Annotated in this window: 23 protein-coding genes and 3 pseudogenes; 11 read left to right on the forward strand and 15 right to left on the reverse strand. The window is 71.2% G+C overall.

The genetic code is table 11. From position 1 onward, the window contains the following. The first annotated feature begins 676 nt into the window (after window positions 1–676). Window positions 677–826: a hypothetical protein gene (locus AB0M92_RS32850; RefSeq protein WP_366105998.1), complete on the forward strand. Its 150-nt coding sequence runs from the start codon at window positions 677–679 to the stop codon at window positions 824–826. 77 nt (window positions 827–903) lie between these two features. Further along, window positions 904–1,038: a hypothetical protein gene (locus tag AB0M92_RS32855; protein ID WP_366105999.1), complete on the forward strand. Its 135-nt coding sequence runs from the start codon at window positions 904–906 to the stop codon at window positions 1,036–1,038. Window positions 1,039–1,061: 23 nt separating this feature from the next. On the opposite strand, the gene AB0M92_RS32860 is transcribed toward AB0M92_RS32855, so the two are convergent. Then, window positions 1,062–2,048: a hypothetical protein gene (locus tag AB0M92_RS32860; RefSeq protein WP_366106000.1), complete on the reverse strand. Its 987-nt coding sequence runs from the start codon at window positions 2,046–2,048 to the stop codon at window positions 1,062–1,064. A 41-nt stretch (window positions 2,049–2,089) separates the two neighbouring features. Continuing rightward, complete coding sequence (locus tag AB0M92_RS32865) at window positions 2,090–3,325, reverse strand: hypothetical protein (protein WP_366106001.1); 1,236 nt, start codon at window positions 3,323–3,325, stop codon at window positions 2,090–2,092. Between the two features lie 261 nt (window positions 3,326–3,586). On the opposite strand from AB0M92_RS32865, the gene AB0M92_RS32870 reads away from it, so the two are divergent. Continuing rightward, a complete protein-coding gene (locus AB0M92_RS32870; protein WP_366106002.1) occupies window positions 3,587–3,808 on the forward strand; it encodes a hypothetical protein in 222 nt (73 codons plus the stop codon). A 591-nt stretch (window positions 3,809–4,399) separates the two neighbouring features. Here the strand turns inward: AB0M92_RS32870 and AB0M92_RS32875 are convergent. From AB0M92_RS32875 to AB0M92_RS32895, 5 genes and pseudogenes are all read right to left on the reverse strand, one after another. Continuing rightward, a pseudogene (locus tag AB0M92_RS32875) lies at window positions 4,400–4,945 on the reverse strand (hypothetical protein); the annotation flags it as partial. A 262-nt stretch (window positions 4,946–5,207) separates the two neighbouring features. Then, the gene (locus tag AB0M92_RS32880; protein WP_366106003.1) at window positions 5,208–5,633 is read right to left on the reverse strand and encodes a hypothetical protein; all 426 of its coding nucleotides are present in this window, start codon (window positions 5,631–5,633) and stop codon (window positions 5,208–5,210) included. Between the two features lie 176 nt (window positions 5,634–5,809). Beyond that, window positions 5,810–6,331, reverse strand: coding sequence for a peptidylprolyl isomerase (locus AB0M92_RS32885; protein WP_366106004.1), 522 nt, complete (start codon window positions 6,329–6,331; stop codon window positions 5,810–5,812). Window positions 6,332–6,889: 558 nt separating this feature from the next. Next, window positions 6,890–7,282: a nuclear transport factor 2 family protein gene (locus tag AB0M92_RS32890; protein ID WP_366106005.1), complete on the reverse strand. Its 393-nt coding sequence runs from the start codon at window positions 7,280–7,282 to the stop codon at window positions 6,890–6,892. 54 nt (window positions 7,283–7,336) lie between these two features. Continuing rightward, window positions 7,337–8,554, reverse strand: a complete 1,218-nt coding sequence (locus AB0M92_RS32895; RefSeq protein ID WP_366106006.1) for an alpha/beta fold hydrolase — start codon at window positions 8,552–8,554, stop codon at window positions 7,337–7,339. A gap of 91 nt (window positions 8,555–8,645) precedes the next feature. On the opposite strand from AB0M92_RS32895, the gene AB0M92_RS32900 reads away from it, so the two are divergent. After that, entirely contained in the window at window positions 8,646–9,263 is a 618-nt protein-coding gene (locus AB0M92_RS32900; protein WP_366106007.1) for a TetR/AcrR family transcriptional regulator, read from the forward strand. A gap of 42 nt (window positions 9,264–9,305) precedes the next feature. Here the strand turns inward: AB0M92_RS32900 and AB0M92_RS32905 are convergent. Both AB0M92_RS32905 and AB0M92_RS32910 read right to left on the reverse strand, forming a co-directional pair. Further along, window positions 9,306–9,458: pseudogene (locus AB0M92_RS32905) on the reverse strand (cold shock domain-containing protein); the annotation flags it as partial. A gap of 130 nt (window positions 9,459–9,588) precedes the next feature. Next, window positions 9,589–10,542, reverse strand: a complete 954-nt coding sequence (locus AB0M92_RS32910; RefSeq protein ID WP_366106008.1) for a hypothetical protein — start codon at window positions 10,540–10,542, stop codon at window positions 9,589–9,591. A 129-nt stretch (window positions 10,543–10,671) separates the two neighbouring features. Here AB0M92_RS32910 and AB0M92_RS32915 point away from each other — a divergent pair, with 129 nt between their 5' ends. Both AB0M92_RS32915 and AB0M92_RS32920 read left to right on the forward strand, forming a co-directional pair. Continuing rightward, window positions 10,672–11,226: a GNAT family N-acetyltransferase gene (locus AB0M92_RS32915; RefSeq protein WP_366106009.1), complete on the forward strand. Its 555-nt coding sequence runs from the start codon at window positions 10,672–10,674 to the stop codon at window positions 11,224–11,226. Beyond that, complete coding sequence (locus AB0M92_RS32920) at window positions 11,223–12,017, forward strand: methyltransferase domain-containing protein (protein ID WP_366106010.1); 795 nt, start codon at window positions 11,223–11,225, stop codon at window positions 12,015–12,017. The genes AB0M92_RS32915 and AB0M92_RS32920 overlap by 4 nt, the downstream gene beginning before the upstream one ends. A 52-nt stretch (window positions 12,018–12,069) precedes the next feature. Here the strand turns inward: AB0M92_RS32920 and AB0M92_RS32925 are convergent. After that, window positions 12,070–12,450: pseudogene (locus AB0M92_RS32925) on the reverse strand (response regulator); the annotation flags it as partial. A 927-nt stretch (window positions 12,451–13,377) separates the two neighbouring features. Between AB0M92_RS32925 and AB0M92_RS32930 the strand changes: the two are divergent. The 3 genes from AB0M92_RS32930 to AB0M92_RS32940 all read left to right on the forward strand — a co-directional run bounded on the left by AB0M92_RS32930 (window position 13,378) and on the right by AB0M92_RS32940 (window position 16,724). Further along, on the forward strand, window positions 13,378–14,487 hold the full coding sequence (locus AB0M92_RS32930) for a bifunctional DNA primase/polymerase (protein ID WP_366106011.1): 1,110 nt from the start codon (window positions 13,378–13,380) through the stop codon (window positions 14,485–14,487). Continuing rightward, on the forward strand, window positions 14,484–16,163 hold the full coding sequence (locus AB0M92_RS32935; protein WP_366106012.1) for a phage/plasmid primase, P4 family: 1,680 nt from the start codon (window positions 14,484–14,486) through the stop codon (window positions 16,161–16,163). The genes AB0M92_RS32930 and AB0M92_RS32935 overlap by 4 nt, the downstream gene beginning before the upstream one ends. A 183-nt stretch (window positions 16,164–16,346) precedes the next feature. Continuing rightward, the gene (locus tag AB0M92_RS32940) at window positions 16,347–16,724 is read left to right on the forward strand and encodes a DUF6009 family protein (RefSeq protein ID WP_030872546.1); all 378 of its coding nucleotides are present in this window, start codon (window positions 16,347–16,349) and stop codon (window positions 16,722–16,724) included. A gap of 280 nt (window positions 16,725–17,004) precedes the next feature. Here the strand turns inward: AB0M92_RS32940 and AB0M92_RS32945 are convergent, their stop codons facing one another. From AB0M92_RS32945 to AB0M92_RS32965, 5 genes are all read right to left on the reverse strand, one after another. After that, window positions 17,005–17,559 carry an XRE family transcriptional regulator gene (locus tag AB0M92_RS32945; protein WP_366106013.1) on the reverse strand — a complete coding sequence of 185 codons (555 nt, stop codon included), beginning with the start codon at window positions 17,557–17,559 and terminating at the stop codon, window positions 17,005–17,007. 6 nt (window positions 17,560–17,565) lie between these two features. Then, window positions 17,566–19,866: a helix-turn-helix domain-containing protein gene (locus tag AB0M92_RS32950; protein ID WP_366106014.1), complete on the reverse strand. Its 2,301-nt coding sequence runs from the start codon at window positions 19,864–19,866 to the stop codon at window positions 17,566–17,568. 136 nt (window positions 19,867–20,002) lie between these two features. Further along, complete coding sequence (locus tag AB0M92_RS32955; RefSeq protein ID WP_366106015.1) at window positions 20,003–20,965, reverse strand: ParB/RepB/Spo0J family partition protein; 963 nt, start codon at window positions 20,963–20,965, stop codon at window positions 20,003–20,005. Continuing rightward, the gene (locus AB0M92_RS32960) at window positions 20,962–22,233 is read right to left on the reverse strand and encodes a ParA family protein (RefSeq protein ID WP_366106016.1); all 1,272 of its coding nucleotides are present in this window, start codon (window positions 22,231–22,233) and stop codon (window positions 20,962–20,964) included. The genes AB0M92_RS32955 and AB0M92_RS32960 overlap by 4 nt, the downstream gene beginning before the upstream one ends. A gap of 180 nt (window positions 22,234–22,413) precedes the next feature. Beyond that, window positions 22,414–23,097, reverse strand: coding sequence for a ScbR family autoregulator-binding transcription factor (locus tag AB0M92_RS32965; protein WP_366106017.1), 684 nt, complete (start codon window positions 23,095–23,097; stop codon window positions 22,414–22,416). Between the two features lie 276 nt (window positions 23,098–23,373). Between AB0M92_RS32965 and AB0M92_RS32970 the strand changes: the two genes are divergently transcribed. Both AB0M92_RS32970 and AB0M92_RS32975 read left to right on the forward strand, forming a co-directional pair. Further along, window positions 23,374–24,675 (forward strand): cation:proton antiporter, encoded by a 1,302-nt coding sequence (locus tag AB0M92_RS32970; RefSeq protein WP_366106018.1) that lies wholly within the window; start codon window positions 23,374–23,376, stop codon window positions 24,673–24,675. A gap of 251 nt (window positions 24,676–24,926) precedes the next feature. Beyond that, window positions 24,927–25,433 (forward strand): DinB family protein, encoded by a 507-nt coding sequence (locus AB0M92_RS32975; RefSeq protein WP_366106019.1) that lies wholly within the window; start codon window positions 24,927–24,929, stop codon window positions 25,431–25,433. The last annotated feature ends 3 nt before the right edge of the window (window positions 25,434–25,436 follow it).

The raw sequence follows: 25,436 nt of genomic DNA on the forward strand, positions 1-25,436 counted from the left end.
CGATGCCCGGCCCTTCAAGTGGACCAAGACCGCCGACCAGATCCTCGACCGCATCTGCCGCTACTGCGACAGGATCTCCGAACCAGGTCACTAGGAGAGACAGGGAGCGCTTCGCGCTCCCGCAGCTCCCTTCGGGAGCTGACCCTCCGCTTCGCTACGGGTTCCTGAGCGCGCAGCGCTCAGGAGAGAACGGCCTCACTGCGCTCGGCCGAGGCGCCTTCGGCGCCTGCTCCTCCGCTTCGCTCTGGAGCAACGACCGCCTCGCTGTGCTCGGCGGGGCTCGGCTTCGCCGAGCCAGGGCTGGCCCTTCGGGCCGGTGTCCTGCGCTTCGCTCCGGACTGGTTCGGGGTTCCGCTTCGCTCCACCCCGAACGGCCTGCTTTGCAGGCCTGGGTGACCCCGTTTCACGGGGTTCGGGCCTACGGTCCGTTGGGCGGGTCTGCTCCGCTCCCCACCCGGGTCCTTTAGGCTCCGCCTCCAGGACCAGCCCGCTCCGCGGGCGGCTTCACCACCATCACGGCACACCTGCAGCAGCCCAGGCCTGCGGCCACCTGGCCGAGCCCGAAGCCATCGTCTTCAGCACCAACTTCGAGGGCGTCCTGAACGAACAGCCGCCCGAGACCAAGGCGGTCATCCGACTGACCGGCGCCGGATACGCGCCCACCGAAATCTCGGACATGTTGAAGATCAGCTACGGAGCCGTGCGCATGCGCAAGACCCGTTTCTGGGGTGTCCTGTACCAGGCTGCCCGGGACCGGCGGAGCTGGATCCCCAAGCAACTCCACACGAAGACCACCGCGGACAAGCCGCTGCGGGGTGCCGCGTGAGCGCGCCCACCACCCCTGTCCTGTCGAGCCCGACCGTCGGCGCCGCGGCGGAGGGGCCCTCCACGACCATGAAGGTCATGGCTATCCTCATCGCCCTCCTCTGCGGGGCGGTCGCCGCGCGGAGCCGCTTGGCGGCTTCCTCGTACCCGGCCGCGATCTCCTCGGCGACGTGGTCGGGCGCTCGATGCCTCGCCGGCGCCTGCCGGGGATGACTCTCGACATCCCCGGGCCCGGCTCAGCAGACCGGAACTGACCAGTCTGTATTGGTCGGAGGGCTCTGCCCGGGGGCGTCTCCGTTCATGAACGTGTTCGCCACCGCGTAGTAGCTGCCGTTCCACGGGGTGGTGGCGATCCGGTACCACCAGCCGTCCGGGTTCGCCGAGTCGATCTCGGGCGCGTACACCCGGCATTCCACGTCGACCCAGGTGTGGGCGGGGACTCGTTCACCGGGGCCTTTGGCGCCGTGCGCGTTCAGGAAGGTGGGCGAGCCGTGGCTGCCGCTCTGCTCGCGGACCGTGCGCTTGGCGGGCTGCGGCGGCTCGGCCGGGGCCGACTTGGCGGGTGTCGGCTCCGGAGCCTTGGCTGTGGGTGCCGCCGGCTGCGGTGCCGGAGACGGGGGCACCGGGGCCGGGGCGGGGGTGTTGGTGGGCTCCGGTTCGGGGTCGGGCGGGGCCGGGGGCAGGGGGTGGAGTTCGAGCAGTCGCTGGGTGGTGCACACCGGCGTGATGATCTGCTCGGAGACGGGGATGAGGGCGGAGTAGACGTATCCCTCCTCGCCGGGTTCGGGGCTGCCGGGAGCCTGGATGACGTAGAACCAGCGCTTGTGGTCGGACGGGTATCCGTCCGGGGCCATGCTGTCGGTCCAGCACCACATCTGCACCGGGGTGCCGTCGGGCACGGAGACGATGGTCGATTCGGGGCAGTCGTGGCTGCCGTACGGGTTCGGGCCCGGGCAGGGGCGGATCTTGACGGCGTCGCCGCGGCTGTCGGACTTCACCCGGCTCACCCCGGAGTTGCGGGTGACCTCCGGGTGGGGGTTGGCGCCCGGCTTGCCGGCCATCTCGACGTTGACGTCGCCGGCCGGGGCCGGAGCCCGGTCGGCGGCCGCGTAGCCGATGCCCGCGGCGGCGGCCGCGATCGCGGTCACCGCCGCGGCGCTGAGCGCGATCCTGCGCCGCTGCCGTGGGGGTGGGGGTGGGGTGGGGCGGGATTCGGGGAGCACGTGCGTTCCCTTCGCTGGTGGAGCTGTGCGGGAGCGAGCGGTCAGCAGGCGGGCAGGGAGTCCTTGCCGGTGTCGACGTAGATGGCAGGGATGTACTCGCCGGTGGACATGCGGTACCACAGGCCGTTGCGCTCGGCCGGGCCGTGGTAGTTGCCCAGCGGGACGGTGCGCCCCGGGACCTGGCACAGCACGACGATGTCCTGGCCGATGTCGTACCCGTGGCCCGTGGCCGACGCCCTGCCGGCGTCGGTGTCGGCGTAGATGGCGTAGACCTGTACGACCGTGGAGCCTCCGTTGTCGGACCAGGCGATGCGCGAGACGTACCGGCCGGGCTTCGAGTCGGTCGCCGGGTCCATGCCGGGCGGCTTCGGGCTCGGGGGTGAGATCTTCGGAGTCGGGGGTGCGGGAGTGGTGTTGCTGCCGCCTCCTGCGGCACCGGCCGTGGCGTAGCCGGGGTTCCCGCCGGTGCCGGGACTCGCGGCAATGTCGGTACCGCCCGCGCCCGCGCCGGTGGCGGAAGTCGCCGGTGTGGAGGCCGTGGCCTGCGAGCCCGGCGTGGCCGACGCCGAGGTGCCGGCGTGCGAGGGCGCCCCGGCGGAGTCCTTCGAGTCGCCGAAGCCCTGCAGGACCAGGAGCCCGCATCCGATGGCTACCACGCCGGCAACCGCCGCGGCTACGAGGGCGTGCTTACCCCTCCTCGCCGTAGCCGTAGCCGTAGCCGCATCCTCGGCCGTCTCGCCCGCGGTGGCCTCGATGGATTCCGTCTCTCCCGCTTCGTCCTCGGCCGCAGTGGGCACGGGAACGGAGACCGGCACGGACTCCGGCGTCGCATCGGGTCCGGGGTCCGGGGCGGGCTCGAAGACCAGCTCCGCCTCCGTCTTGGACCCGGGCCCGGGCTCGACCGCGAACGCTGGTGCTGGGTCCGGCTGCAGCTCCGGGAAGCGCGGGCCGGGGTCGCCTCCGCACAACCGGTAGGCCGCGGCCCAGTCGGCCACGATCGTGCTGGCGTTCTCATAACCCTGGTGGGCGAGGCAGATACGAACCACCAGCTCGACCTTGAGCCAGTCCGGCCGCGTGTCGGGCAGACGCGGGTCCAGCAGGGTGCTGAACGTGGACGCGCTCGAATACTCACGGAGGCCGGGGTTCTTCTTGGCTATGTCGCGGCTCAGCTTGGGCAGGTCCTCGAAGACCGGCCCTGCCTCCCGCAGCGTGCGCAGAGCCCTCCGGTAGTCTTTCCAGCCGCGCGCCGTCTCCAACTCTTCCCGCCAAGTGCCCATCAGTGCCGCCCCTTTCGCGACCGTGTCGAGCAACCAGCATCCCGTACACCCTGGATGTCGCGTTCAGTGGGCTATACACCCTGATGTCGATCTTGTGCATCTGGCGTGCATTTACTTCTCTGACCTGGGTGAACGGCCTGCACGGCAGGCCAGAAAAATACAAGAACGATCTTGCTCTCGAAGTGCACGGAACGGCGCGTTTGGCTGTGGTCAGGCCGTTTCGCACGGGGCGGCCAGGGGACCAGAGAGGACCAGCCACCGATGGCCGTCACCAACCCGCCCGCCACGGGCCCGACGAAGACCGAGAAGGTGATGGCGATCATCATCGCCATCCTCAGCGGGATCGTCGCCGCCCTCGTCGCCTACATGCTCACCCGCCACCTCGGCGGCACCCCGCTCATGGGCGTCGGCTTCTCCGGCGGCTCGTTCACCGCGACCCTCGGGATCGTCGGGACCATCGAGAAGGAGCTCGGCGTCCTCTGACCGCCCACGCATCCAGCGGCGCTCGGGACCCCGAACGGGGTCTTGAGCGCCGCTGTCTTTTCAGGCCCGGTCCCCGACAGCCCTCGCAGGGTCCGCCGGGGGCCGCCCGTCCATGGGCGATGGGTTCCCTTGCGTACGACCTTGGGGTCGTGGCTGCCCTTGCGGTCACGGTGGCGGCGTCGGAGCCGGTGACCACCGTGCCCAGGCTGCTGTCCCCCGCGCCCTGCTGGACCGTGAAGTTGAACCCGAGGCCTCCCGTCTCCAGGTAGGGCAGCAGGCCCACGTCCGGGTTGCGGATGGCCGCTTCCACGGACTGCGTGTAGAAGTCGGGCTTTCCGTCCGGGGCCTCCGGAGCGCCGGCCAGGGCCCCGCCTTCATTTCGGGATGCTTGCCCACCTCCTGGGCGAGCGCCTTGAACTGCGCGCTCACTGATCGCATGGTGGTCCACGGTGGCCGCGGACACCGGCGCGACACCAGCCACCTGAGGGACAACAGGACTGCCGACGACCCAGTGCCCCAGGCTGCGCAGACCAGACACTCGGACTCACAAACGGGGTAGGAGGCATCCCCCGCCAGGCCGTTTCCTTGGGATCACCTCGCTGACCAGATGAAGACGGCGGTGAGGTGGATGGTGGCGGTCTTGTCGTAGCGAGTGGCCAGGCCACTCCACTGCTTGAGCTTGTTGATGCACCGCTCGACGGTGTTCCGCTGTGTGCAGACCTCGCGGTCGAAGGCGGGCGGGCGGCCGCCGAGCCGGCCGAGCCGCTTGCGGTTCGCGGCCTGATCGGCCCGTTGCGGGAACGCCAGCGCGTCGCCAGCCTGGCCAGCGGCCGGCAGTGGGCGTCGGCAGCGAGGTGGATCTTTGTGATCAGTCCGCTGCGGGAGCGGCCGAGGACATCGTTGTGCGGCTCGCCGGCCAGGGTCCCCTTTTGACGGCCCCCGGTCGCGTGCTGGTGAGCACGGACGATCGTGGAGTCGACCGCGACGACCTACTCGAAGGTCGCCTTCGGCGTCAGCCTGGGCAAGCAGGGCAGTGAAGACCTTCTCCCCAGTTCCGCCGGCGGCCCACTTCCTCAGCCGGTTGTGGGCGCCCTTCCACGAACCGAAGCGCTCGGGCAGGTCCATCCACGGCGTCCCGGTGCGGTACTTGAGCGAAGCGGAACCACCCGAGTGCTTCCGGCTCCGCCTCCAGGGCCAGCCCGCTCCGCGGGCGTCAGCAACGGGGCCGCGCCCCCGGCCCTGGCAGCGGAAGCGCGGTCAGGGGGCGCGGACCTGCTCGGCTCGCGGGCGCTTCGTTTTGCGGGGGCTGGGCCTCACGCTCGTTCGGGGTGTCCGATTCGTTCCCGCTCCGCCCGGGAATGTCCGCCAAGAATCCGCCGACTGCCGTGGAGACCGGAGGTCAATTCACCTGGAGCCCGCTTCCGATATTGTAATTTCCGGAACTCGTGAGCTGAATCGCCTTGTTGAACACGGCCGCCGGGAGACCCTGGGTTTTCAGCGAGCATTTCTCATAATAGAAACCGTCCAACGGGGTGAGAGTGCAGTCCCAGGAATACCAGCCGGGCTTCAGATCGATGTCCCTCCCAGGATCGATGCAGCTCCAGCCCACCTGGCAGGTGAATACCTGCCAGTTGTACGACGCACCCATGAGGTTGATGTCCCGGTGGAGGGGTATCGAGTCCATTCCGGAATTCGGGTTGGCGGTGAGCCAGCGGACCACCTCCAGAGAGGCCGGTGCAGGCGCAGCCGTTGCCGGAGCCGCACCAAATGCCAGAACAGTCGCGCAGATTGCGGTAATGGAGCCGAGCCTGAATCGCTTGCCCATGTGCGGTAATCCCCCGTCAGATTTACGTGTAGGTGGCTGAGACATTAGCTCTGGCGTTCGATACTGTCCATCGTTCCATCGGCGCACGAGCTGCTTCATTTTGAGTTGTGGCTACACCTTGGAGGGCAGCGGTGCCACCCCGTCCCGCCCCCTGCAAGGCGCGCTCATCCAGGACGTCAATGTGGGCAGGGCCGGACGCGCAGCAGTTCGGTCCGCAGGGTAGGTGTGCCGTCGACCGGTGCGGGGTCCTCTGCGGTCGGCTCGATGCCTCCGGCGGCGACTTCGTCGAGTGTCGTCAGGCCCTCGGGGCCGACCGTGCCGAACACCGTGTAGTTCGGTCGCAGCGCGGAGTCTCCGTAAACGACGAAGAACTGTGAACCGTTCGTGTCCGGACCGGCGTTGGCCATCGCCAGCAGGCCTCGTCCGTAGAGGCGGCGCGCGCCGGTCGGATCGGTCGGTGCCGGCGGCAGGTCCACCGGGAGCTCGTCCTTGTACTTGTACCCGGGCCCGCCCTCACCGGTAGCGGTCGGGTCGCCGCACTGCAGGACCTTCAGCGTCGGATACGCCGTCAGACGGTGGCACACCGTACGGTCGTAGAACCCGTGCCGTGCCAGGTGCAGGAAACTCTGGACCGTGCACGGCGCCTTGGCCCGGTCCAAGCGCAGCGGGAGCGAGCCCTGGCTGGTCGGAACGGCCATGTCAACCGTGCCACGACTGGGGGTGCGGCGCGGGTCGGGCGGCAGCTGGACAGGGCGCGCCGGCGGCTCGTCGGGGGTCTGCGTGTACTGGCAAGGGCCGTGTGTGGTGCGCGGTGGAGCGCCGTCGGAAGCGGTGGCGACGCTCCCGCCGGACACGACTAACGCCACGGCCCCGAATGCGCTGATGAGTGCTCGGTTCATCTTGCACGCCCTCCCGATGATCTCCAGGTTTTGGAGCGGTCGCAGTCTAGGGCGTGCGGTGGTCCGCGGGAATGGTTGACGGCAGGAGGCTTGCGCGGCTGGTCCCGAGGTCTTGGCCCTGCAGCTGACGTCCGCGCTCGACGTCGCCACCTGGCGGTGTGGGCGCCCGCAAGCGCTTCCGCGGCACTCGGTCGAGCAGATCAGAGACCATCGTGGGTTTCCTGAGTCGCGGCGCCGCACTCCGCTTTCCAGCGCCGCCCGAAGAGCGGTCCGGCACCTGGGCCCGCAGGCACGCCGCCGTGACCCTCTTCGGCTGCCTGACGGGCCTCCGGTGGCTCCGGGGGCGGGGGGAGGGGGTCAGCGGGCGCTGCCCATGTTGCGGTCGGCTTCGGAGCCGCTGAGCAGCAGGGTGGTCTCCTCGATGCGGTGGAAGCGGCCGTCGGGGGCGAGGTCGGCGAAGACGTAGACCTCCATGGTGACCGTGGTGCCGTCGGTCTTGGTGATGCGGCAGGTGTGGCGGTCCGCGTACTTGGTGCCGTCGTAGAGCTCGTCGTGGACCTCCACCGTGCCGCCGGCGACTACGCCGCGCAGGTGGCTGATGTGGTCGAGGAACTCGGAGCGGTCGGCCCACTCGCCGTCCGTGCGCTGGCGGTACCCGGGGGTGAAGTGGCGCTCCGCGGCCTCCTCCAGGGTGATGTCCCGGTTGAAGAGCAGGTCGTTCAGGGCGGCTTCGATTCCGGTGCGGGTCATGGTCGTGGCTCCCTTGGGTGGGTTGGTGGGTGGGTTGGTGGGTGGGTTGGTGGGTCAGGCGGTGGCGAGGGTGTCGTCGAGCCAGTCGTAGATGCGGGCGAAGGCCAGGCGCATCGCGCCGGGGTGGCAGTGGGCGCCGGCGCCTTCCTCGGTGGTGAAGGGCATGAGGGTCTTGGGGCAGGTCAGGTGCTCGTAGAGCTGCTCGGGCTGGCCCTGGAAGAACTCGTCCTCGGCGGCGTCGCACACGAGGGTGGGGCACTGGATCTTTTCGGCGATGCCGTCGGCGAGGGTGTAGTCGAGGTAGGCGGCGTTGAAGGCCCGGGGGGTTTCGACGCCCATCACGTACATGCCGTGGTTGAACGCCCAGCGTGCGGTGGCGTTCTCGGCCATGAGCTGCTCGAAGCGTGCGTCGAGTTCGGGGGCGGAGTCGGCGCGCAGGAGCCGCTCGGCCTCGGCCCGGTCGCCGGGGATGTTGCGGGTGGAGACCTGGCCGAGGTCGTAGACGCCGTCGACGGCGATCAGGGCGGCGAGGCGGTGCTCGAAGGCCGCCGCCCTGGGGGCGAGTATGCCGCCCATGCTGCTGCCGAGGAGCGCGATGCGGCTGTTGTCGACCTCGGGGAGGGTTTCGACGAAGTCGATGACCGGGGTGATGACGTTCTCCCAGTCCGGGCGGAAGACCAGGCCCTGGCGGTGGCGGGGGCCGGGCTGTCCGGGGCCGTCGAAGGTCAGGACGGTGTACCCGCGCTCGACGGCGGCCAGCGCGCCGCTGAAGTGGAGTTCCTCGGCGGTGCCGTCGAAACCGCTGTGCATGATCAGGGTCGGGCGGGGCGTGCCGCTGTCGTCGGCCCGGTAGAGGTAGCCGGGGAGGGTGGTGTCCTCGTACGGGATGCGGACCGGCTCGATGCGGGGGGTGTGGAGCGCGGCCGCGGCCTGGAAGCAGGCGACGCTGCGGTCGTAGGCGTGGTCGTGGCGGGGGTCGCACGGGTGGCCGTGCTGGAAGAACTCCGCCGAGCGGTAGTAGTTCGAGGCGCGCAGGAAGCCGTCCCGGGCGCTGATGGTGTGGCCCGCGTCGAGGGCACGCCGGGCTTCGGCGGCGACCCGGTCGGCGGTCGCCATCCACTGCTCGTGCCAGCTGTCGTAGTCGCCTTCCTCGATGCGCTCGCTGGTGGTGACGACCTCGCCGAAGTCGGCGCCGCCGTAGGCGATGTGGCTCATCGAGCGCAGGGTCTCGTACCAGAACTGGGTGTTTTCGGGGAACAGCAGCGGCTTCATCGATCTCTCCTTAAGCACAGATCTGTGCGTACGAGAGGACTGTAGACCGCGCCGGCCCGATTAAGCAAATAATTGTGCTTACGATGTGGGGGTGACTTCGAAACAACCGGCCCAGCGCCTTCGCAAGAGCCCCGAGCAGGTCCGCGCGGCGGTGCATCAGGCCGTCATCGATCTGCTGTCCGACCCCGAGGGTGCGGACCTGACCATCCCCGCCGTCGCGCAGCGCGCCGGGGTGAACCACACCAGCGTCTACCGGCGCTGGGGCAGCAGGGAGGCGCTCCTGGCGGATGTGGTCGTCACCCGCCTCGAACGGGACTGGCCGCTGGCCGACACCGGCACCCTGCGCGGTGATCTGACGGCGTGGGTCGAGGGCGGCGTCGCGAGCATCCGCACCGCCGAGGGGAGGCTGCTGATCCGGGCCGTCGCCCTGTCCATGCCGGGGAGCGCATCGGCTCAGGGGGAGCGTGCGCAGCAGTTCGAGCGCCGCCTCGGCGCCATCGAGCGCATCCGTGACCGCGCCGTCGCGCGCGGAGAGGTGCCGCCGCCGCTCGACCAGATCCTCGACCAGCTCGTCGCGCCGCTCTACCTGCGGGCGATCTTCGGCATCGATCCGCCGGCCTCCGGCTATCCGGAGCTGCTCGTGGACCGTCTGCTGGGTGGCGCGGGCACGGGCGCGTCGCGGCCGGCGCACCCGGACGTCGGGCGTTGACGGGCCGGGTGCGCCGATCGTGGGCCCACGGTGAGGTGGGCGTCAGACGGCGTGGACCTGCTGGGCCTGCGGCCCCTTGTTCCCCTGCCCGATCTCGAACTCGACCCGCTGGCCCTCGTCCAGGGACCGGTAGCCGTTCCCCTGGATCTCGGAGTAGTGAAGAACCGCAGGCCGGGCCTCAACGGCAAGGAATCCCGGTGGGGAGGCCGGACCGCCGGTCGCCGTCCTGACCGGCGGGAGGACCGCCAGCGCCCGTGAGGCCCTCCTCGTCGCCGCGGCCCGGTGGCTCCTCGGCCAAAACGCCTGCCGCGGGCTGTGAACGAGCTCATGCGGCGCCGGGGTGGCGAAAGGGGTGGCCGGAGGGGGCTTCGGTGAGCCAGGTGCCATCGCCCAGGGGGACGAGTTCGTACGGGCTCCTGCGGACCTCGACGGCCAGCTCGCCCCCGACCTTGCCCGTGCGGACGTCGACGAGGTGGTGGCGGAACCACTCCTCCTGGGTGTCCGCGTCCTCGCCGCCCAGTGTGACCACGGCCGTGTCGGGGGTGAGGTAGCCGCCGGCCCATTCCACGAAGTCCGCCTCGGGGTCGTGGCCGAAGGCCTCCACGGGGAGGGTGAAGAGCAGCTCGCCGGTGGGGTGACGGTGGAAGGCGACGTCGTTCTGCCCGTGGTCGACGGTCATGAACTGCTCGCCGCCCGGAGCCATGGCGATGAGGCAGCGGTCGACCCACGGGTACGTGGTGAACTCCGGCCCGGCGCCGGCCGGGGCCGCAGCGCGGAAGACGACGGTGCCGTCCTGGCCCTCGCCCACGTCGAGGTACACGCTGCCGTCGGCCGGGTGCACGAGGTGGGTGCCGCCGTGGCCGGACGTCTCCAGTTCGTGGCGGGCGAGGACGGTCCCGCCGTCCGCGTCGTACGCGACCCACTGGTCCGACCGTCCGCGGCCCGCCATGACGTCCGGGCGGTAGACCCACACCGTACGGGCGTCCAGGGAGAGCGCACAGCCGGGACGGTGGCCGTAGGGGGTGTCCGAGTGCGGCTCGAAGGACGAGGTCCACGCCACGTCGCCGGCGGGGTTGAGGCCGACGATCTCGTTCAGGGTGGTGTACACCGCCCTGCGGAGGTCGGACGAGACCGCCGAGGACACCACCTCGTCACCGGCGCGCGGGCGGAACACGGCGGCGGGCGCCAGTTCGCCGAAGCCGGCGGAGGCCGGGTCGTAGGCGTGGATCCGGCCGTCGAGGTGGCGTGTGATGACCTGGGGAGTGCGCGGCGCCAGCATGCGGCGAGGCTAGCGGCCGGGGTGGGGTGGACGGCGGGTGGGTGGGCGGCGGGTGGGTGGGCGGCGGGTGTTGCTCGGCAGTCGTCAATCCTGTCGACATGCGGCGGGTGATGGCGTTCGCTGGGCGGTATGCCAGAGCTGCGTACCGATCGCCTTCTGCTCCGCCGGTGGCGGGAATCCGACCTCGGACCGTGGGCGGCGATGAACGCCGATCCCGAAGTCCGCGAGCACCTGGGGGCACCGCTGACCCGGGAGCGCAGCGATGCCTCGGTGGCGGCCATGACGGCCGCGTTCGACGCGCGGGGTTTCGGGTGGTGGGCGCTCGAAAGCCGGGAGAGCGGCGAGTTCGTCGGCCGCGCGGGCCTGGACGTCGTGGACCCGGGCATGCCGTTCACGGGGGTGGACGTGGGGTGGCGGCTGAGGCGTTCGGCGTGGGGGCACGGTTACGCCACCGAGGCCGGTCTGGCCTGTCTGGCCTTCGGTTTCGAGGCCCTCGGACTGCCGGAGATCATCGCGACGACGACCGCCGCCAACCTCCGTTCCCGGGCGGTGATGGCCCGGATCGGCATGACGCGGGATCCGGACGGCGACCACGAGGATCCGGGCGCGCCCGAGGGGCCGCTGCGCGGTTGTGTGCTGTACCGGATCTCGGGGCCGGGGCCTGCGGGGACAATCGCCCCATGACGCGTGACGACGGCTACCTTCTGGACAATGCGCAGGTCGAAGCCGGTGCGCGCTTCGACGCGCTGGGTGAGCTCTTCGATCCGACGACCTTCCGGCACGTCGAGCGGCTGGGGATCGCGGCGGGGTGGCGGTGCTGGGAGGTCGGGGCCGGAGGGCCCTCCGTGGTGTCGTGGCTCGCCGGTCGGGTCGGGCCGACGGGGCGGGTCGTGGCCACCGACATCGATACGTCCTGGGCCGCGCGGGCCGCGGGTGGCGTCGTCGAGGTGCTGCGGCACGACGTGGGCCGGGAGGAGCCGCCGGGGGGCGGGTTCGACCTGGTCCACGCGCGGTTGGTGCTGGTGCACGTGGCCGACCGGGAGCAGGCCCTGCGGGCGATGGTCGGCGCTCTGCGGCCCGGTGGGTGGTTGTTGGTGGAGGATGCGGATCCGGCCTCGCAGCCGTTGATCTGCTGGGACGAGTACGGTCCCGAGCAGGTGTTGGCCAACAGGCTGAGGGCCGGTTTCCGCTCGCTGCTGGCCGCTCGCGGTGCGGATCTCGCGTACGGGCGCAAGCTCCCCCGGCTGCTGCGGGGCGCGGGGCTGGCGGACGTCGCCGCGGACGCGTACTTCCCGGTGACCTCCCCGGCCTGCGATGTGCTGGAGGCGGCGACGGTCAGGCAGGTGCGCGGCCGGCTGGTCGAGGCGGGGCTCGCGACCGACGAGGAGATCGACCGGCATCTGGCGAGCGTCGGGTCCGGCCGCCTCGACCTCAGCACTTCCCCGATGGTCTCGGCGTGGGGCCGCCGCCCGTGAGCGGCTGAGGTCGCGCACCCTCTTCGGCCGGGGCGCCGTCCGTGGCGAGGGCCGGGTCGATGCGGCGGTGCCCGGCGTGGACCTGGCGGATGACGGCGGCCAGTTCGCGGGCGGAGACCGTCTTGAGGACGAAGCCCCTGGCTCCGTGGGCGAGGGCGCTCTCGACCTGGCCGGGCAGGGCGTGACCGGTGACGATCATGGTTTTGCAGGCCGGGAGGAGCTCCGTCAGCCGCTCGATCACCGCCAACCCGTCCTTGCCCGGCATCCGGAGGTCGAGTACGGCCACGTCCGGCCCGTGGTGCAGTGCCAGCTCGATCGCTTCGGGGCCGGTGGCGGCCTCGGCCACGATCTCCAGGTCCTCTTCGAGCGAGAGCAGCGCGGCGCACGCGGCTCGGATGAGGTGGTCGTCGTCGGCGAGGAGGACGCGGATCATCGGGTTCGCGGGCAGATTTTGCCCGGCCATGACGTTCATGACTAGATCTTTGAGTCCCTGTCCCGGTTCGGGCAGTGCGCGGGCTCACCGGTTCGCATGACGGATGTCATGGCACCCGGGCGGGCTTGCCGGTGCGCGGCAGCCGCCTTCGGCCGGTTGGGGCGCAAACGCGGGGTTTTCCGGCGTGGTCGAGGTGGCGGGTCCGGCCCCTCCCGGAACCTGGGGTGTGCGGGCCCTGCCCCCTCCCTCGGTACTCCCTCCCCCGACAGGTACTGAACGCCGGTGGATCGGCTTCGGTCCCTGTCCCTTCAGTCACTACATGAACCTGCAGGTCAGCGGGGTGCCGCCGGTGGTCCAGGGACTGAAGGGACCCAACTTTCCAGTTATGAGCCGGATATGAACTACCAGGCTTCTTATATGCCTGCGCGTATACACACACGCACGTAAAGAGCGGAAGTAGTGATTCTGAGTCCCTTCAGTCCCTGTTCGGTCAGGCGGAGGGCTCTGACCTGCATGTTTGCGGAGGGACTGAAAAGGGAGGGACTGAACGGGGGTCGAGGTGGTTCAGTACCTGTTCCGGGGGGACCTCCGTCGGCATGCCGTCCTCGTGTCGCGCTGGAGGGCGGCTGGAGGCATGAGGCGGGGCGCGGGGTAGCGCCGCGACACGCCCGGGGCGGCAGCGGATTCGAAGACGGAACTTTTCCGGACGAACCAGGGTAGAACTTCAGGGACTGAGGGACTGAAGGGACTGAATTCTCGATATGGCGATGCCTGCGACCCGAGGCCCGGTGGTCCCTGCGGTAATCTCCGCGATAGTGAATCTTCAGTCCCTCTGGTCCCTGAGGCGCAGGTCAGCCAGCCTGTACGTCAGGGACCGGGCCCGGGGACACGAATAGCCGCCCCCGACACCGCGTCAAGGAAGAGCCAGTGCTGGTCCAATCCGAGAACCCGCGCCCCGGCGCGACCGGAGGGACGGCCCTGGACGTGGCGGCCTGGCTGGCCTCACGGGGCTATCCGGTGCACCCCCTGGCGCCGGGGGCCAAGACGCCCGCCGCGAACTGCCGCGAGTGCACGGACCGTCGCCACTCCCCCGAGGCCTGTCCCTGTCATGCGCAGGGCCGTTGGTGCCACGGGTTCCACGCGGCCACCACCGACCTGGACACCCTGCGCGAATGGTGGCGCAGGGAGCCCGAGTTCGGCATCGGCGTGGCCTGTGGGGCCGCCGGACTCGTCGTCATCGACGTGGACGCCCATGCCGGCGAGCTGCCCGACCGGCAACGGCTGCTGCCGGGCATCCCCATCGACGACCGCGTCGACCTGACCGGACTGCAGAGCGGATTCGACACCTTGGCGCTCCTGGCCGCCCACCGGTCCCGGCCCGACCCGTGCGAGGACGCCTCGACGCTGAGGGTCCGTACGCCCTCGGGCGGGATGCACATCTGGTACCGGGCGCCCAAGGGCGGTCCTCGGCTGCGGTGTTCCAGCGGGTCGAGCTCCCGGGTGGCGCTCGCCTGGCAGGTCGACGTACGGGCCGAGGGGGGCTACATCGTGGCGCCGACGACCCGGACGGCGGCCGGTGTCTACCAGGCGCTGCCGGGGGCCCGGCAGCCGGCGCCCCTGCCGTTGTGGCTGACCGCCGAACTCGTCCGCACGGGGCACGGGGACTCCCACGTCTCCCCCGTCTTCACCGCGCCCTCCGCAGGCCCTTCAGGCGTCGGCGGAACCCGGGCGGGGCTTCCCCTGCCGGGGAAACCCCGGGAGGCCGGGAGGCGGCTGCTGAGCGGCCTTCTGGAGGAAGTCGGCTCCTGTGGGGCGAGCCCGTCCGGAACGGCCTTCAGCGAGAAGCTCAACCGCGCGGCGTTCACCGCGGGCGGCCTCGTCGCGGGCGGTCACCTCGACGCGGCCCAGGGGCGTTCGCTCCTGCTCGAAGCGGCGGACCGGGCGCGGCCCCACCAGTCGCGCCGCAACGTCCTCATCGTCGACTCAGGGCTGCGCGCCGGAAGCGATCGGCCGATCCACCCCAAGGAACGCACATGAGCAGCGCCAAGAGCACGGGGTTCAACGCCCAGGCGGCGGCGGAACAGCTCGCCGCGTTCGGCGCCGAGACGGCGGTGGGGCCGGACGTGTCCGCCGACCCTGTCGCGGGGGCCCCGGCGCAGCCCGCGGCCACGGCTTCCGCCGTGTTCGCCGCCGCGGCGGCGCGCGGCAAGCGCCGGCTGCCCGCCCAGCAGAACGCGGGTCCGGTCCCCGGGGGCGGGGGCGCCGCCGACTTCGTTCAGACCGGCCTGCTGCACAACCTCAGCGACCGCGGCAACGCCAAGCTGTTCGCGCACCTCCACCACGACCGGTTCCGGCACGTGGAGGGGCTCGGCTGGTACGTCTGGGACGAGTACCGCTGGAAGCGCACGGGTGGCGAGAAGGCCGCCATCTGGGCCGCGGGCGACATGGCGGAGGAACTGCCCGTCCACGACCCGCGCGGGATCTTCACCGACCGGGAGCTGGCCCAGCACCGCAAGCGCTCGATGTCCACCTCGGGCGTCAAGGCGATGCTCACCCAGGCGAAGGCCTCCCCCGAACTCGCCCTGGACCCGGACACCTTGGACGGCGACAAGTACGCGCTGTGCACTCCGGCGGGCGTCGTGGACCTTCGTACGGGTGACCTGCACAAGCCGGATCCCACGCGGGACCTGCACTCGCGGGCGACCCACCTGGCGCCCGAGGCGATGCCGACGCCCCGGTTCCACCGCTTCCTCGACGAGACCTTCGGGGACGACGAGAAGGGGCAGGAGATGATCAACTTTCTTCATCTCCTGCTCGGGTACTCCATCACCGGCGACGTCGGCGGGCAGGTCCTGCCCTTCCTCTACGGCGTCGGCGCGAACGGCAAGTCCGCCCTCCTGGACGTGGTCATCAAGATCCTCGGGGACTACGCGGACGTGGCGCCGCCCGGTTTCCTGATGGAGCGCGGCAAGTTCAACGAGCACTCCACCGAACTCACCGAGCTGCACGGGCGGCGCCTGTTCGTCTGCAGCGAGCTCAAGCCGCACGACAAGTTCGACGAGGCCCGCGTCAAACTGCTGACCGGTGGTGACCGGCTCAAGGCCCGGCGGATGCGGCAGGACTTCTTCAGCTTCGAGCCGACCCACAAGCTCTGGCTGCTCGGCAACCACCGTCCCGAGGTGGGCACCGGCGGACATGCGTTCTGGCGCCGGATCCGGCTCATCCCGTTCGAGAAGGTCGTCCCCGACCACCGGAAGATCGACAACCTGGCGGAGACGCTCGTACAGGAGGAGGGCGCAGGCATCCTCCACTGGATGATCCAGGGGGCCAAGGCCTACCTGGCCTCCAAGCCGGCGCTGACCGGGCCGAGCGTCGTGCGCAGCGCCACGCAGGCGTACGCGACGACCGAGGACCACATCGGGCGGTTCCTCGCCGAGTGCTGCACCACGGGTGGCGCCGACCTGCCCGATCCCCGCGACCTCAAGGTCGAGCAGGGAGCCCTGTACCGGGCGTACAGTGCCTGGTGCCTCGACGGCGAGGGGCTGCGGCCCGCGACCACGCGCGCGTTCGCGACACGCATCCGCGCCGAGGTCGGCGTCGCCTCGCCGAACGAGATGCTCCGTTCGAACGGGCAGAAGTTCTACCCCGGACTGGCTCTCCTGGCCGATGAGGAGCAGACTCCGCGCGAGGCGAACAGGGCAACCACGACGTGATCGGACGATGGGTGATGTCGCCCCGGGGTGGGCACGCCTACGATGGACAAGGACGATGAACAGATCCACCACCCGGCAGCGGCCAGCAGGGCCGTGTCGTATACCGGCATCGGCGCCGCCGCCCGCGGCGTGGAGGGACCAGGGGCCCCACCGGGCCCATGTGATCGAGGAGGGACCCAGGCCATGAGCTCGCTACTGACATCAAGCGATCTCGCCCACGAGGACAAAGTGGTGTGGCTGGAGGACCCCGAAGAGCTCGACTACGTGCGCCAGGCCCTGGACAAAACGCCCCGCCGCCGGGGCAAGCCGCGCTACCACCGCGACGGGCGCATGATCGGCTTCACCGAACTCGGCGACACCGCCGAGGCGGACCCGGACAGCGGTCTGCAGAAGCGGCGCGTCTTCTACCTGCTGCCGCACGACCGGGATGCCGAGCCGCACGGTCTGTACCGGGAGGGCGCGCCGGGCGAGGCCGTCGACCCGCGGACGATCGGGCCGCGGCAGGTGGGCAGGAAGACCGAGCGTTCGCAGCGGGGGCTGTCGGCGCCGACGGTCGCCTGACGTCCGGATTCCCGGCTGCGGGCTTCGGGCTCGGGCTTCGTTCGGGCTCCGGGTTTCCGGACTGCTCGTTTCCGTTTCTGTTTTCTGATTCCGTTTTTCAGTCCCTTGAGTCCCTCCGGTCCCTGTTCGGTCCTTGTTCAGGCCTCTGATCGGGGCCGGGACGGGCGGGGAAGCAGAGCTCGTGGCCTTCCGGATCGGCCAGCGGATCTCAGTCCCTTCAGTCCCTTCAGGCCCTTCGGGCGTCCCCCGGCCTCGGCGGTCGAGGCGGTCGCGGCGGCCCTCAGAAGGCGAAGTCGACGTAGTCGATGTCGGTGAACTCCACCAGCAGGCCGCCGGCGCGGGCGCCGTTGTCCTTGAAGTAGATCTCCTGGAGGCCTTCCGCGGCGATGGCGCGCAGCTGTGCCTCGCCGGCGCCGGCCTCCTGGGCGGCGAAGAGGCGGCCCGCGTACTCCGGCGGCAGGTGCTGGGTGATGCGGCGCATGCGGCCGTCGTCGGTGGTGCCGGGGGCGGCGGTGAAGCCGAAGCGGGCGCGGGTCTCGATGACCAGGCCCGTCGTCTGCGCGGCCTTCGTACGGGCGCGCTTGCGCACCAGGGGCTGCCAGCGGCGGCGTACCTCGGACTCCAGTCGGGCGGCCAGGGCCGGCTTGGGCTGCCTGAGCTGGTCCTTGACGTAGCGCTCGATCGTGCGCTGGGAGACGCCGAGCAGGCGGGCCGCCTCGCGCGTGGACTTGAGCTGCTTGACGAGGAAGCGCATGCGGGCACCGGCCGACCTGGGGAGGGGGCGGGTGAAGTGCTGTTCGTCGGCGCGGGTGAGGCTGTCGTCGATCTCGGGCATGTCCGGCTACTCTCCGTCGGCCGCGGCATCGTGGCCCTTGATGTGGCGGGCGGGGTTGAGTCCCTGGTCGAGCATCTCGACGGCCCACAGGAGGGACTGGGTGCCCTCGTGCTTGACCATGCCCGGGCTGACGCCGAGGCGGAAGCCGCCGGGGAGCGGCTTGCCCTCCGGGGTGCGGGGGAGGAAGTCGAGGGGGCCGGGGCCGTCGGACAGGTACACCGCGCAGTCGGAGAGGACGGCGATGGGGTGCAGGCCCGCGGCGGCGAGCTTGAGCATCTTGCGGTGCATGTTGACGCGGGCCGTGGAGATCACGGCGGCCCGGATGTCGGGGCGCCAGGTGGGGCGTTCGAGGGCCGGCCAGGCTTCGCCCGGGCGGTACGCGGCGCCCTGGGGGCGTTCGCGGAGCTTGCCGATGCCGCCCTTGACGGTGGACTTGATGGCGGAGAGGACCGGCTTCAGGACGGGGTCGGGATGCTCCTGGAGCTCGGCCATCGCAGCCAGGAACTCGGGCTCGGGGAGCCCGGAGGTGACGCCGAGGTCCGCCATGGTGGCCACGTACGCGTCGCGCAGGCGGGTGTACCAGGCGTCGAGGTACGGGCCGTGGTCCGGGCGGAGCCAGGCTTCGGTGGGGTGTACGGGGTGGCCGAGCTCCTGGGCGTAGGCGAGGGTCGGGGTCGCGTACCAGGCCGGCCCGGTGGGCCGGTGGCCGCCCGGGGTGAAGGGGCTGGGCAGGCGCGGGTCCAGTTCGAGGGAGGAGAGGTCCGCGAGCCAGCAGCCGGGGAGCTTCGGGTCGAAGCGGGGGGCGGGGGTGTGTACGGCGGGCCCGATGCCGACGGGGAGGCGGTTGGCGGCCGCGGCGAAGGCCATGTTCACGTCGATGCCGACGGCGTGGGTGCGGGCGCACTCGGCGTCGGTGAGGAGCTGGGGGTCGCGGATCCAGTCGTACGCCTCTTCGTCGAGGACCTGGTCCGGGGTGCGCTGGTGGGAGCGGGGGTAGAGGGCGGCGACGACCGGGTGCTCGTCGGGGGCCTCCGGGGGAGCCGGGTCGACGGGGCGGGTGAGGGAGCCGGGGACGGGGGCGGACTCCCAGACGTTGGTCTCGGGATTGCGGGCGGCGCGGGTGGGCGGGCGCAGGGCCGTCATGAGTTCGAGGCCGGAGACGGCGGTGGAGCCGCGGGGGGTGAGGACGCGGTTGGCGTACGTGGTGAGGAGCGCGGCGAGTTCCGGGGCGGGGAGCTCGGCGGTGTGTTCGCCCCAGGCGCGGGCGTCGAGGGCGCCCCAGGGGAGGACCGCGAGCTGGACGCACTGGCGGCCGGTGGTGGGGGAGGCCGGGCGGTAGATGCGGGGCCAGGGGCCGAAGCCGCGGCGGGTGAGCTGCCACTTGGCCTTGGCGAGGAGCTTGAGGGTGGGGTGGTTCTCGGGGAGGCGGAGGGTGCGGCGGTCTTCGAGGGCGGGGGGGAGGCCGAGGGCCTCGGCGGCGGCGGGGGTGAGGACGAGGAGGGGGTCGCCGTCCTTGCCGTTGCGGTGGAGGCGGGGGGAGCGGAGATCGGCTTCGGGGCCGAGGGCCCAGGCGATGAGGGTGGGGAGGTCGGTGCGGGCCTTGGGGGGGAGGGGGAGGAGGAGGCCGTGGGCGGCGTGGGCCTTGTCGGTGCCGTCCAGGACGACGAGGGGGCCGTTGCCTTCCAGGGGGGTGGGGTGGGGGGCGGGGCCCTGCGGGGGCGTGGCCTTGGTGGGGCGCGGCCGGGTGGGGGCCGGGGCGTTGACGGCGTTAACGGCGTTAACGGTCGGCAGGGCCGTCGGGGCCGGTGTGGCGGGCGGTTCCGCGGCCGCCTGGTCCGAGGGCGGAGGGTTAACGGCGTTAACGGTCGGCTCGGGCGGGGCCGGAGCGTTAACGGCGTTAACGGTCGGCGGGGCCGTCAGGGCCGGAGGTTCGGGCGATGTCGCGGTGGGCTGGTTCGGCGTGGGGGCGTTAACGGCGTTAACGGTCGGCTCGGCGGCGGTGGGGGCGTTAACGGCGTTAACGGTCGGGTCTGGCGGAGCCGGGGCGTTGCGGGGGTGGAGGGTGGAGAGGCCTTCCAGGAGGCGGGCGTAGGCGGCGCGTTTCGGGGCGCGGGGGGCCGTACGGCCGGTCTCCCAGGACGTGATCGTTTCGCGACGGACGGAGAGGGCCTTGGCGATCTGGTCCTGGCTGAGACCCGCGGCTTCGCGCAGGCGCTTGCGCTCGTCCGGGTGCGGGAGCGGGTCCTGGGAGGCTTCTTCCAGCAGGGCGTCGACCGCTGCGAAGAGGCTCTCTTGTTCGTCGGGCATTGGTGCTTACCTCCGGGTGCAGCCTAGGTGAACCGCACCGTTGAACGCACATGAAGCGCACGTGGGGGCGTTGACGGTATTAACGGCGTTAACGCCGTTAACGCCCCCGGCGTGGGGTGCTGCATCGGATGCCCGCTCAGAGGCGCTGCATCAGGAGTTCCGTGACGGCCTTGAGGTCGTCCGGGGTGAGGTGGGCCGTCAGGGCGTCCGCGATCGTTTCCGGGGAGTCCGTCGCGATCGTGATCCGGGGGGCGGCCGCGGGTGCGGGAGCGTTAACGCCGTTAACGGCGTTAACGGCGTTAACGGTCGGACGGGCCGGGGCCGGGGTCGGGGCCGGAGCGTTAACGGCGTTAACGGTCGGCGGGGGAGTGTGCGTGCGCTGGCGCGGCGGGTTGGGGGATTGCAAGGTGTCCTCGGCCGCCTCCTCCTGCTGCTCCTGGGGCAGCCGCCCGATCCGGCGGGCCGGCTCCACCTTGAGCTCTCCCGTGTCGACCATCTCCTGGAGGGCCGGGGTGAGGTTCAGGAGGGTCAGGCGCTGCGAAACCCAGGCCGCCGTCTTGCCCAGCCGCTTCGCGACCTGGGCCTGGGAGCCGTGGACGTCGACGAGCTCCTGGAGCGCGCGGGCCTGGTCCATGGGGGCGACGTCCACGCGGTGGACGTTCGCGATCAGGGCCGACTCCAGGATGTCCGCCGCGGAGGCGGAGAGGGCGTCGTTCACGTGGATGTGCATGGTCTTGAGGCCGGCCAGCTGGGCCGCGGCCAGGCGGCGGTTGCCGTCGATGACCACGTACGGGGCCCGGCCCAGGCCGTCGGTCTGGCCGGGGTGGGCCTCCATGAAGGCCATGCGGGTGGCGACCGCGAGGGGCTGGAGCTGGCCGCGTGAGATGAGGGACTGGGCCAGCTCGTCGAGCTCGGTGAGGTCCTCGCGGAGGTTGAACGGGTTGTGGGCGAGCGCCTCGATGGGGACCTCGGACGGCGCGGCCATGCCCGAGGTGGGGGCCCCGGTGGCCTCGGCGATCGCCGCGCGGCGGGGGCTGACGCCCACGGGCTGGGCCCGTGCGAAGGAAGCGGAGACTCCGAGTTTGTCGGCCTTGCTCATGAGATCTCCCTGGCGAGGGCGCGCAGCGCGATGGCCTGGTCGCCCTTGGGCGAGTAGACGAACAGGGGCTGCTTCACGCGGACCGCCTCGCGCTGTTCCTTGAGGTCGGGTACGACGGCGACGACGCGCGGATCCTTTATGTCCATCCAGGCCTGGAGCGACGAGGTCGCGATGTAGCCGCGGCGGCCGTCGTAGAGGTTGACGACGAGACCGAGGTAGTCGATGTCGAGGCTGAGGTCGTCGCGCAGGTCGTTGATCTGGGAGGTGAGGAGGTCGTACGCGTCGGCCGACGAGTCCTCCGCCTGTACGACGATCAGCGCGCCGGAGGCGCCCGGCTGCTCGGTGTCGCGGCGGCGCCCGTAGTAGATGGCGGCGTCCATGCTGAGGCCGAGGCTGGGCGGGCAGTCGATGAGGATGACGTCGTACTCGGACTCGACGGGGGACAGCGCCCGTTCGAGGGCGGCCTCGCGGGCGCGGACGGTGGAGAGGCGGACGTCGAGGAGGAAGGCGTCCGTGCAGGCGGGCAGGAGGTGGAGGCGGTTGCCGAAGCGCTGGTCCGGGACGGGGACGATCAGGTCGGCGAGCGGGCCCTTGGCCTCGCCGGCCATGTGACAGGTGAGGCTGTCGCCGCCGATGGGCAGCGGCTGCTGGCCGAGCTGCTTGGTGAGGTGGCCCTGGGGGTCGAAGTCGATGAGCAGGACGCGCATGCCGAGGCCCGGCAGGTCTTCGAGGTCCAGGGGGGAGGACGGCTCGGGGTGCTGCTGCTCCCCGCCGGCGGCGCCCTCCTCGGATGCGGCGCGGGCCAGCTGGCGGGCGATGCGGACCGGGTGGAGGCTGTCCGGGTCCTCGGCGAGGGCCTCGGCGGTGCCGGCGGTGATGGCGGTCTTGCCTACGCCGCCCTTCTGGTTGCACACGACGATGCGGCGTACGACGGAGGGCCGCTTGACCGTGGGCGCCGGGTTCATCTCCAGCCAGAGGCGGACGGCCTGGGCGAGCCCCTGGATGAGGGAGACGCCGCGGTCCTTGGAGCCGGCGCGGAAGGACTCCCACTGTCCGGCGGGCAGCCAGGTGGAGAACGATTCGGCGCCCGAGGTGTCGACGGGGGAGGGGGCGGAGGCGAGGGCGCTCCAGTGGGAGATCCCCTGGTGGACGGCGTCCTGGATGTCGACCCGCAGTTGGGCGGTGCGGATTTTCAACTCCTGGCGGAGCCACGGGGGGAGCTTGGAGACGACCTTCTCTCGGTCGCTCTGAGACGAGGGCGAAGTCATGAGAGGGACTTTACTAACGTTCGTGGGCCGATGTGCGCGCCACGCTTGGGTTTTGCTAACGAAATGGCGCCAGAGATGGCGCGATGGGCTCCGGGAACGCCACAGGGCGGCCTCGCACACGCCGTAGCGAGCACCCCCGTGGTTCACCACGGCGTGTGTGAGGCCGCCCTGTATACGCCGTCAGCCGACCGGTACCGCCACGGAGTCCGGGTCCGGGATGGTGGTCAGCGCGATTTCGGCCCGGCACGCGGGCGAGCCGGCCGGGTCGAAGTGGGGGAGGCGGTCGGCGGGGACGATGCCCGGGAGGATGAAGTTCCACAGGTCGACGACCCGCGTGTGCAGGTCGCCCCGACCGGTGCGGACGTGTGAGGTGACCTGGATCCCGGTGAACGAGCCGACGAGGAGCGTCGAGAGGTCGTACAGGTCCAGCGACGGAAGGACGTCGCCGCGGTCCTGGGCCGGCTTCAGACAGCCGAAGGCGGTGTCGATCCAGGCGTTGTACGGGGTGGGGTCGGGGTTGGTGAACGAGCCGAACTCGATGACGAGCCGGATGGCGGCCCGGATGCGGACGTTGGAGCGCAGTCCGTGGGCCATCTGGTGCGTCAGGTCGATGACCGTCTGGAGGCCGGGCTCCTCGATGGCGGGGACGCCTTCGGAGACCTGGAACTGCTCGTCCATCAGGGTGCGGGCGAGGGCTTCCTTGGACTGGAAGTGGAAGTAGAGCGCGCCCTTGGTGACCCCGGCGTGCTTGACCACGTCGCTGAGGCTGGCGGCGCCGAAGCCGAAGCGGTCGAAGGCGATGGCTGCGCCGTCGAGGATCGCTTGCCGGGTGATCTCGGCTCGTTCCTGCCGGGCCCTTGCCATGTGGGGATCTCCTGCTGTGTTGGCGCTCGCCGCTTGCTGGTTGCCCTCGGCGGTGTGCGGGCCCCGGGGCGACTGCTGCGACCAGGACTCGTACAAGGTTCAATCTAGTCGGGCGATGCCAAAGAAAACCAGTCGACAAGTACTTTTAAGTGGGACGCGACTGACGGTTCGTGGGAGCCGACGGCGTTAACGGCGTTAACGCCGTTAACGGTCGGACCCCTGGAAGTGTGGGGCGGTTCGTTGCCGCGGCGGGGGCTTCGGCGGAAGCCTGTGGTGGTGGGAGCGTCACGTGATCCGCTCGAAGCCGTGCTGGTGGCCGTGCCCGTGGTCGTCCTCGCGTGCGGCGTGGCCGCCGCGCTGATGCGCAGGCTCGGGCAGACGGCCGTGGTCGGGGAGATCCTGGTGGGGATCCTGCTCGGGCCCTCGTTGCTCGGGTGGATCTGGCCTGCGGGGAGCCGGTGGTTGCTGCCGGGCGAGGTCCTCCCGTACCTGGGGGTGCTGGGGAACCTGGGGCTGTTGGTCTTCATGTTCCTGGTCGGCCTGGAGCTTGACCCTCGGCTGCTGCGGGGGCGGGGGAGGGCCGTGGTGGTGGTGAGTCAGGCGAGTGTGTGGATCCCGCTGGGACTCGGGAGCCTGCTGGCGCCGGCGATGTACGGGACCCTGGCACCGGAAGGGGTCGGGCGCACCGAGTTCGTGCTGTTCGTCGCCGTGGCGATGAGCGTGACCGCCTTCCCCGTGCTGGCGCGGATCCTGAAGGACCAGGGGCTGTACGGAACGCCGGTGGGGGCGCTGGCGATGGCGTGCGCGGCGGTGGCGGACGTGGTGGCCTGGTGCCTGCTGGCGTTGGTGGTGGCCCTGGCTCAGCCGCGGGGGAGCGCGGACGGGGCCGTGGGAGGGGCCGGGTGGGGGATCGCCGGTACGGGGGTCCTGGCCGGGGTGTTCCTGGCGGGGATGTGGTGGGGGGTGCGGCCCTTGCTGGTGTGGGGTGTGAAGCGGTGGGCTCCCCCGGGGGAGCCCGGTGCCGGGATGGTGGTCGGTCTGTGCAGCGGGCTCTGCCTGTCGGCGTACGCGACCAACGCGATCGGGGTGCACGCGCTGTTCGGGGCGTTCGTGTTCGGGGCGGTGGTGCCGAGGACGGCGGTGGTCGAGGCGGCGGCGGAGCGGTTGCGGGCCTTCGCGGTACCGGTGCTGCTGCCGCTGTTCTTCGTCGGGAGCGGACTGAGGACGGACGTGGGGCTGCTCGGCGGCGGCTCCGCATGGCTGTGGGCGGTGGCGGTGCTGGTGGTCGCGGTCGCCGGGAAGTGGGGCGGCGGGGCGGGGGCCGCGCTGCTGGCGGGGCAGCCGGTACGGGACGCGGTGACGCTGGGGGCGCTGATGAACTGTCGGGGGGTGACGGAGCTGGTGGTGCTGAACGTGGGGCTCGGGCTCGGGGTGATCGGGCCGGAGCTGTTCACGGCGCTGGTGCTGATGGCTTTGGTGACGACGGCGGTGACGGGCCCCGTCGTGCGGGCCCTGTGGGGGCGGGAACGGGAGGGGGCCGGGGACGGTGCGGCCGCTCCGGTCGGTCTTCGGCGTTAACGGCGTTAACGCCGTTAACGGTTCCCGCCTCTGGGGGCGCCGGGCGTTAACGCCGTTAACGGTCCCGGCCCTCCGGGTCGCCGGGCGTTAACGCCGTTAATGATCCACTGGGTCGGTTCCCGTCGACGGCGCCGTGGTCTGCCGTTGGACGGGCCGGGGGGCGTTAACGGCGTTAACGGCGTTAACGCCGTCAACGGTCCGGGATGTGGAATGGGCGGCGGGGGGAGGCGGGCGGCTGTGATCATCGGGTGATGATCGATGAGCAGCGGACCCGGCCCGTGCTGGTGGGCGATGAGCGTGCCACCTTGACCAGCGTTCTCCAGCGGCAGCGGGACACCTTGATGATGAAGTGTGCGGGGCTGACCGACGAGCAGCTGCGGTGCAAGGCGGTCGTGCCGTCCGGGCTGAGTCTCATCGGGCTCGTGCGCCACCTGGCGGAGGTGGAGCGGGGGTGGTTCCGCAACGTCCTGAACGACGAGGACGTTCGCGGCTACTTCCCGAAGAACGCCGGCGGGGAGTGGACGGAGTTCCACGTCGAGGACGCCGACCCGGCGGAGGCGTTCAGGATCTGGGAGGCCACGTGCGCACGGTCCCGGGCGATCGTGGACGCCGCCGAGTCGCTCGACGTGACGGGGCGGTACGGCGACGAGAAGTACTCGCTGCACTACGTCCTGGCCCACATGATCGAGGAGTACGCCCGGCACAACGGGCACGCCGATCTGCTGCGCGAGGCGATCGACGGGGCGACCGGGGAGTAGCCG

The sequence above is a fragment of the Streptomyces sp. NPDC051582 genome (assembly GCF_040681715.1).
Lineage (GTDB): Bacteria > Actinomycetota > Actinomycetes > Streptomycetales > Streptomycetaceae > Streptomyces.

What these genes read in the sequence shown, in the direction of transcription:
- AB0M92_RS32850 (WP_366105998.1), top strand. Translation starts at nt 677, where the DNA reads ATGTTGAAGATCAGCTACGGAGCCGTGCGCATGCGCAAGACCCGTTTC.
- AB0M92_RS32855 (WP_366105999.1), top strand. Translation starts at nt 904, where the DNA reads ATGGCTATCCTCATCGCCCTCCTCTGCGGGGCGGTCGCCGCGCGGAGC.
- AB0M92_RS32865 (WP_366106001.1), bottom strand. Translation starts at nt 3,325, where the DNA reads ATGGGCACTTGGCGGGAAGAGTTGGAGACGGCGCGCGGCTGGAAAGAC.
- AB0M92_RS32870 (WP_366106002.1), top strand. Translation starts at nt 3,587, where the DNA reads ATGGCCGTCACCAACCCGCCCGCCACGGGCCCGACGAAGACCGAGAAG.
- AB0M92_RS32880 (WP_366106003.1), bottom strand. Translation starts at nt 5,633, where the DNA reads ATGGGCAAGCGATTCAGGCTCGGCTCCATTACCGCAATCTGCGCGACT.
- AB0M92_RS32885 (WP_366106004.1), bottom strand. Translation starts at nt 6,331, where the DNA reads ATGGCCGTTCCGACCAGCCAGGGCTCGCTCCCGCTGCGCTTGGACCGG.
- AB0M92_RS32890 (WP_366106005.1), bottom strand. Translation starts at nt 7,282, where the DNA reads ATGACCCGCACCGGAATCGAAGCCGCCCTGAACGACCTGCTCTTCAAC.
- AB0M92_RS32895 (WP_366106006.1), bottom strand. Translation starts at nt 8,554, where the DNA reads ATGAAGCCGCTGCTGTTCCCCGAAAACACCCAGTTCTGGTACGAGACC.
- AB0M92_RS32910 (WP_366106008.1), bottom strand. Translation starts at nt 10,542, where the DNA reads ATGCTGGCGCCGCGCACTCCCCAGGTCATCACACGCCACCTCGACGGC.
- AB0M92_RS32915 (WP_366106009.1), top strand. Translation starts at nt 10,672, where the DNA reads ATGCCAGAGCTGCGTACCGATCGCCTTCTGCTCCGCCGGTGGCGGGAA.
- AB0M92_RS32920 (WP_366106010.1), top strand. Translation starts at nt 11,223, where the DNA reads ATGACGCGTGACGACGGCTACCTTCTGGACAATGCGCAGGTCGAAGCC.
- AB0M92_RS32935 (WP_366106012.1), top strand. Translation starts at nt 14,484, where the DNA reads ATGAGCAGCGCCAAGAGCACGGGGTTCAACGCCCAGGCGGCGGCGGAA.
- AB0M92_RS32940 (WP_030872546.1), top strand. Translation starts at nt 16,347, where the DNA reads ATGAGCTCGCTACTGACATCAAGCGATCTCGCCCACGAGGACAAAGTG.
- AB0M92_RS32945 (WP_366106013.1), bottom strand. Translation starts at nt 17,559, where the DNA reads ATGCCCGAGATCGACGACAGCCTCACCCGCGCCGACGAACAGCACTTC.
- AB0M92_RS32950 (WP_366106014.1), bottom strand. Translation starts at nt 19,866, where the DNA reads ATGCCCGACGAACAAGAGAGCCTCTTCGCAGCGGTCGACGCCCTGCTG.
- AB0M92_RS32955 (WP_366106015.1), bottom strand. Translation starts at nt 20,965, where the DNA reads ATGAGCAAGGCCGACAAACTCGGAGTCTCCGCTTCCTTCGCACGGGCC.
- AB0M92_RS32960 (WP_366106016.1), bottom strand. Translation starts at nt 22,233, where the DNA reads ATGACTTCGCCCTCGTCTCAGAGCGACCGAGAGAAGGTCGTCTCCAAG.
- AB0M92_RS32965 (WP_366106017.1), bottom strand. Translation starts at nt 23,097, where the DNA reads ATGGCAAGGGCCCGGCAGGAACGAGCCGAGATCACCCGGCAAGCGATC.
- AB0M92_RS32975 (WP_366106019.1), top strand. Translation starts at nt 24,927, where the DNA reads ATGATCGATGAGCAGCGGACCCGGCCCGTGCTGGTGGGCGATGAGCGT.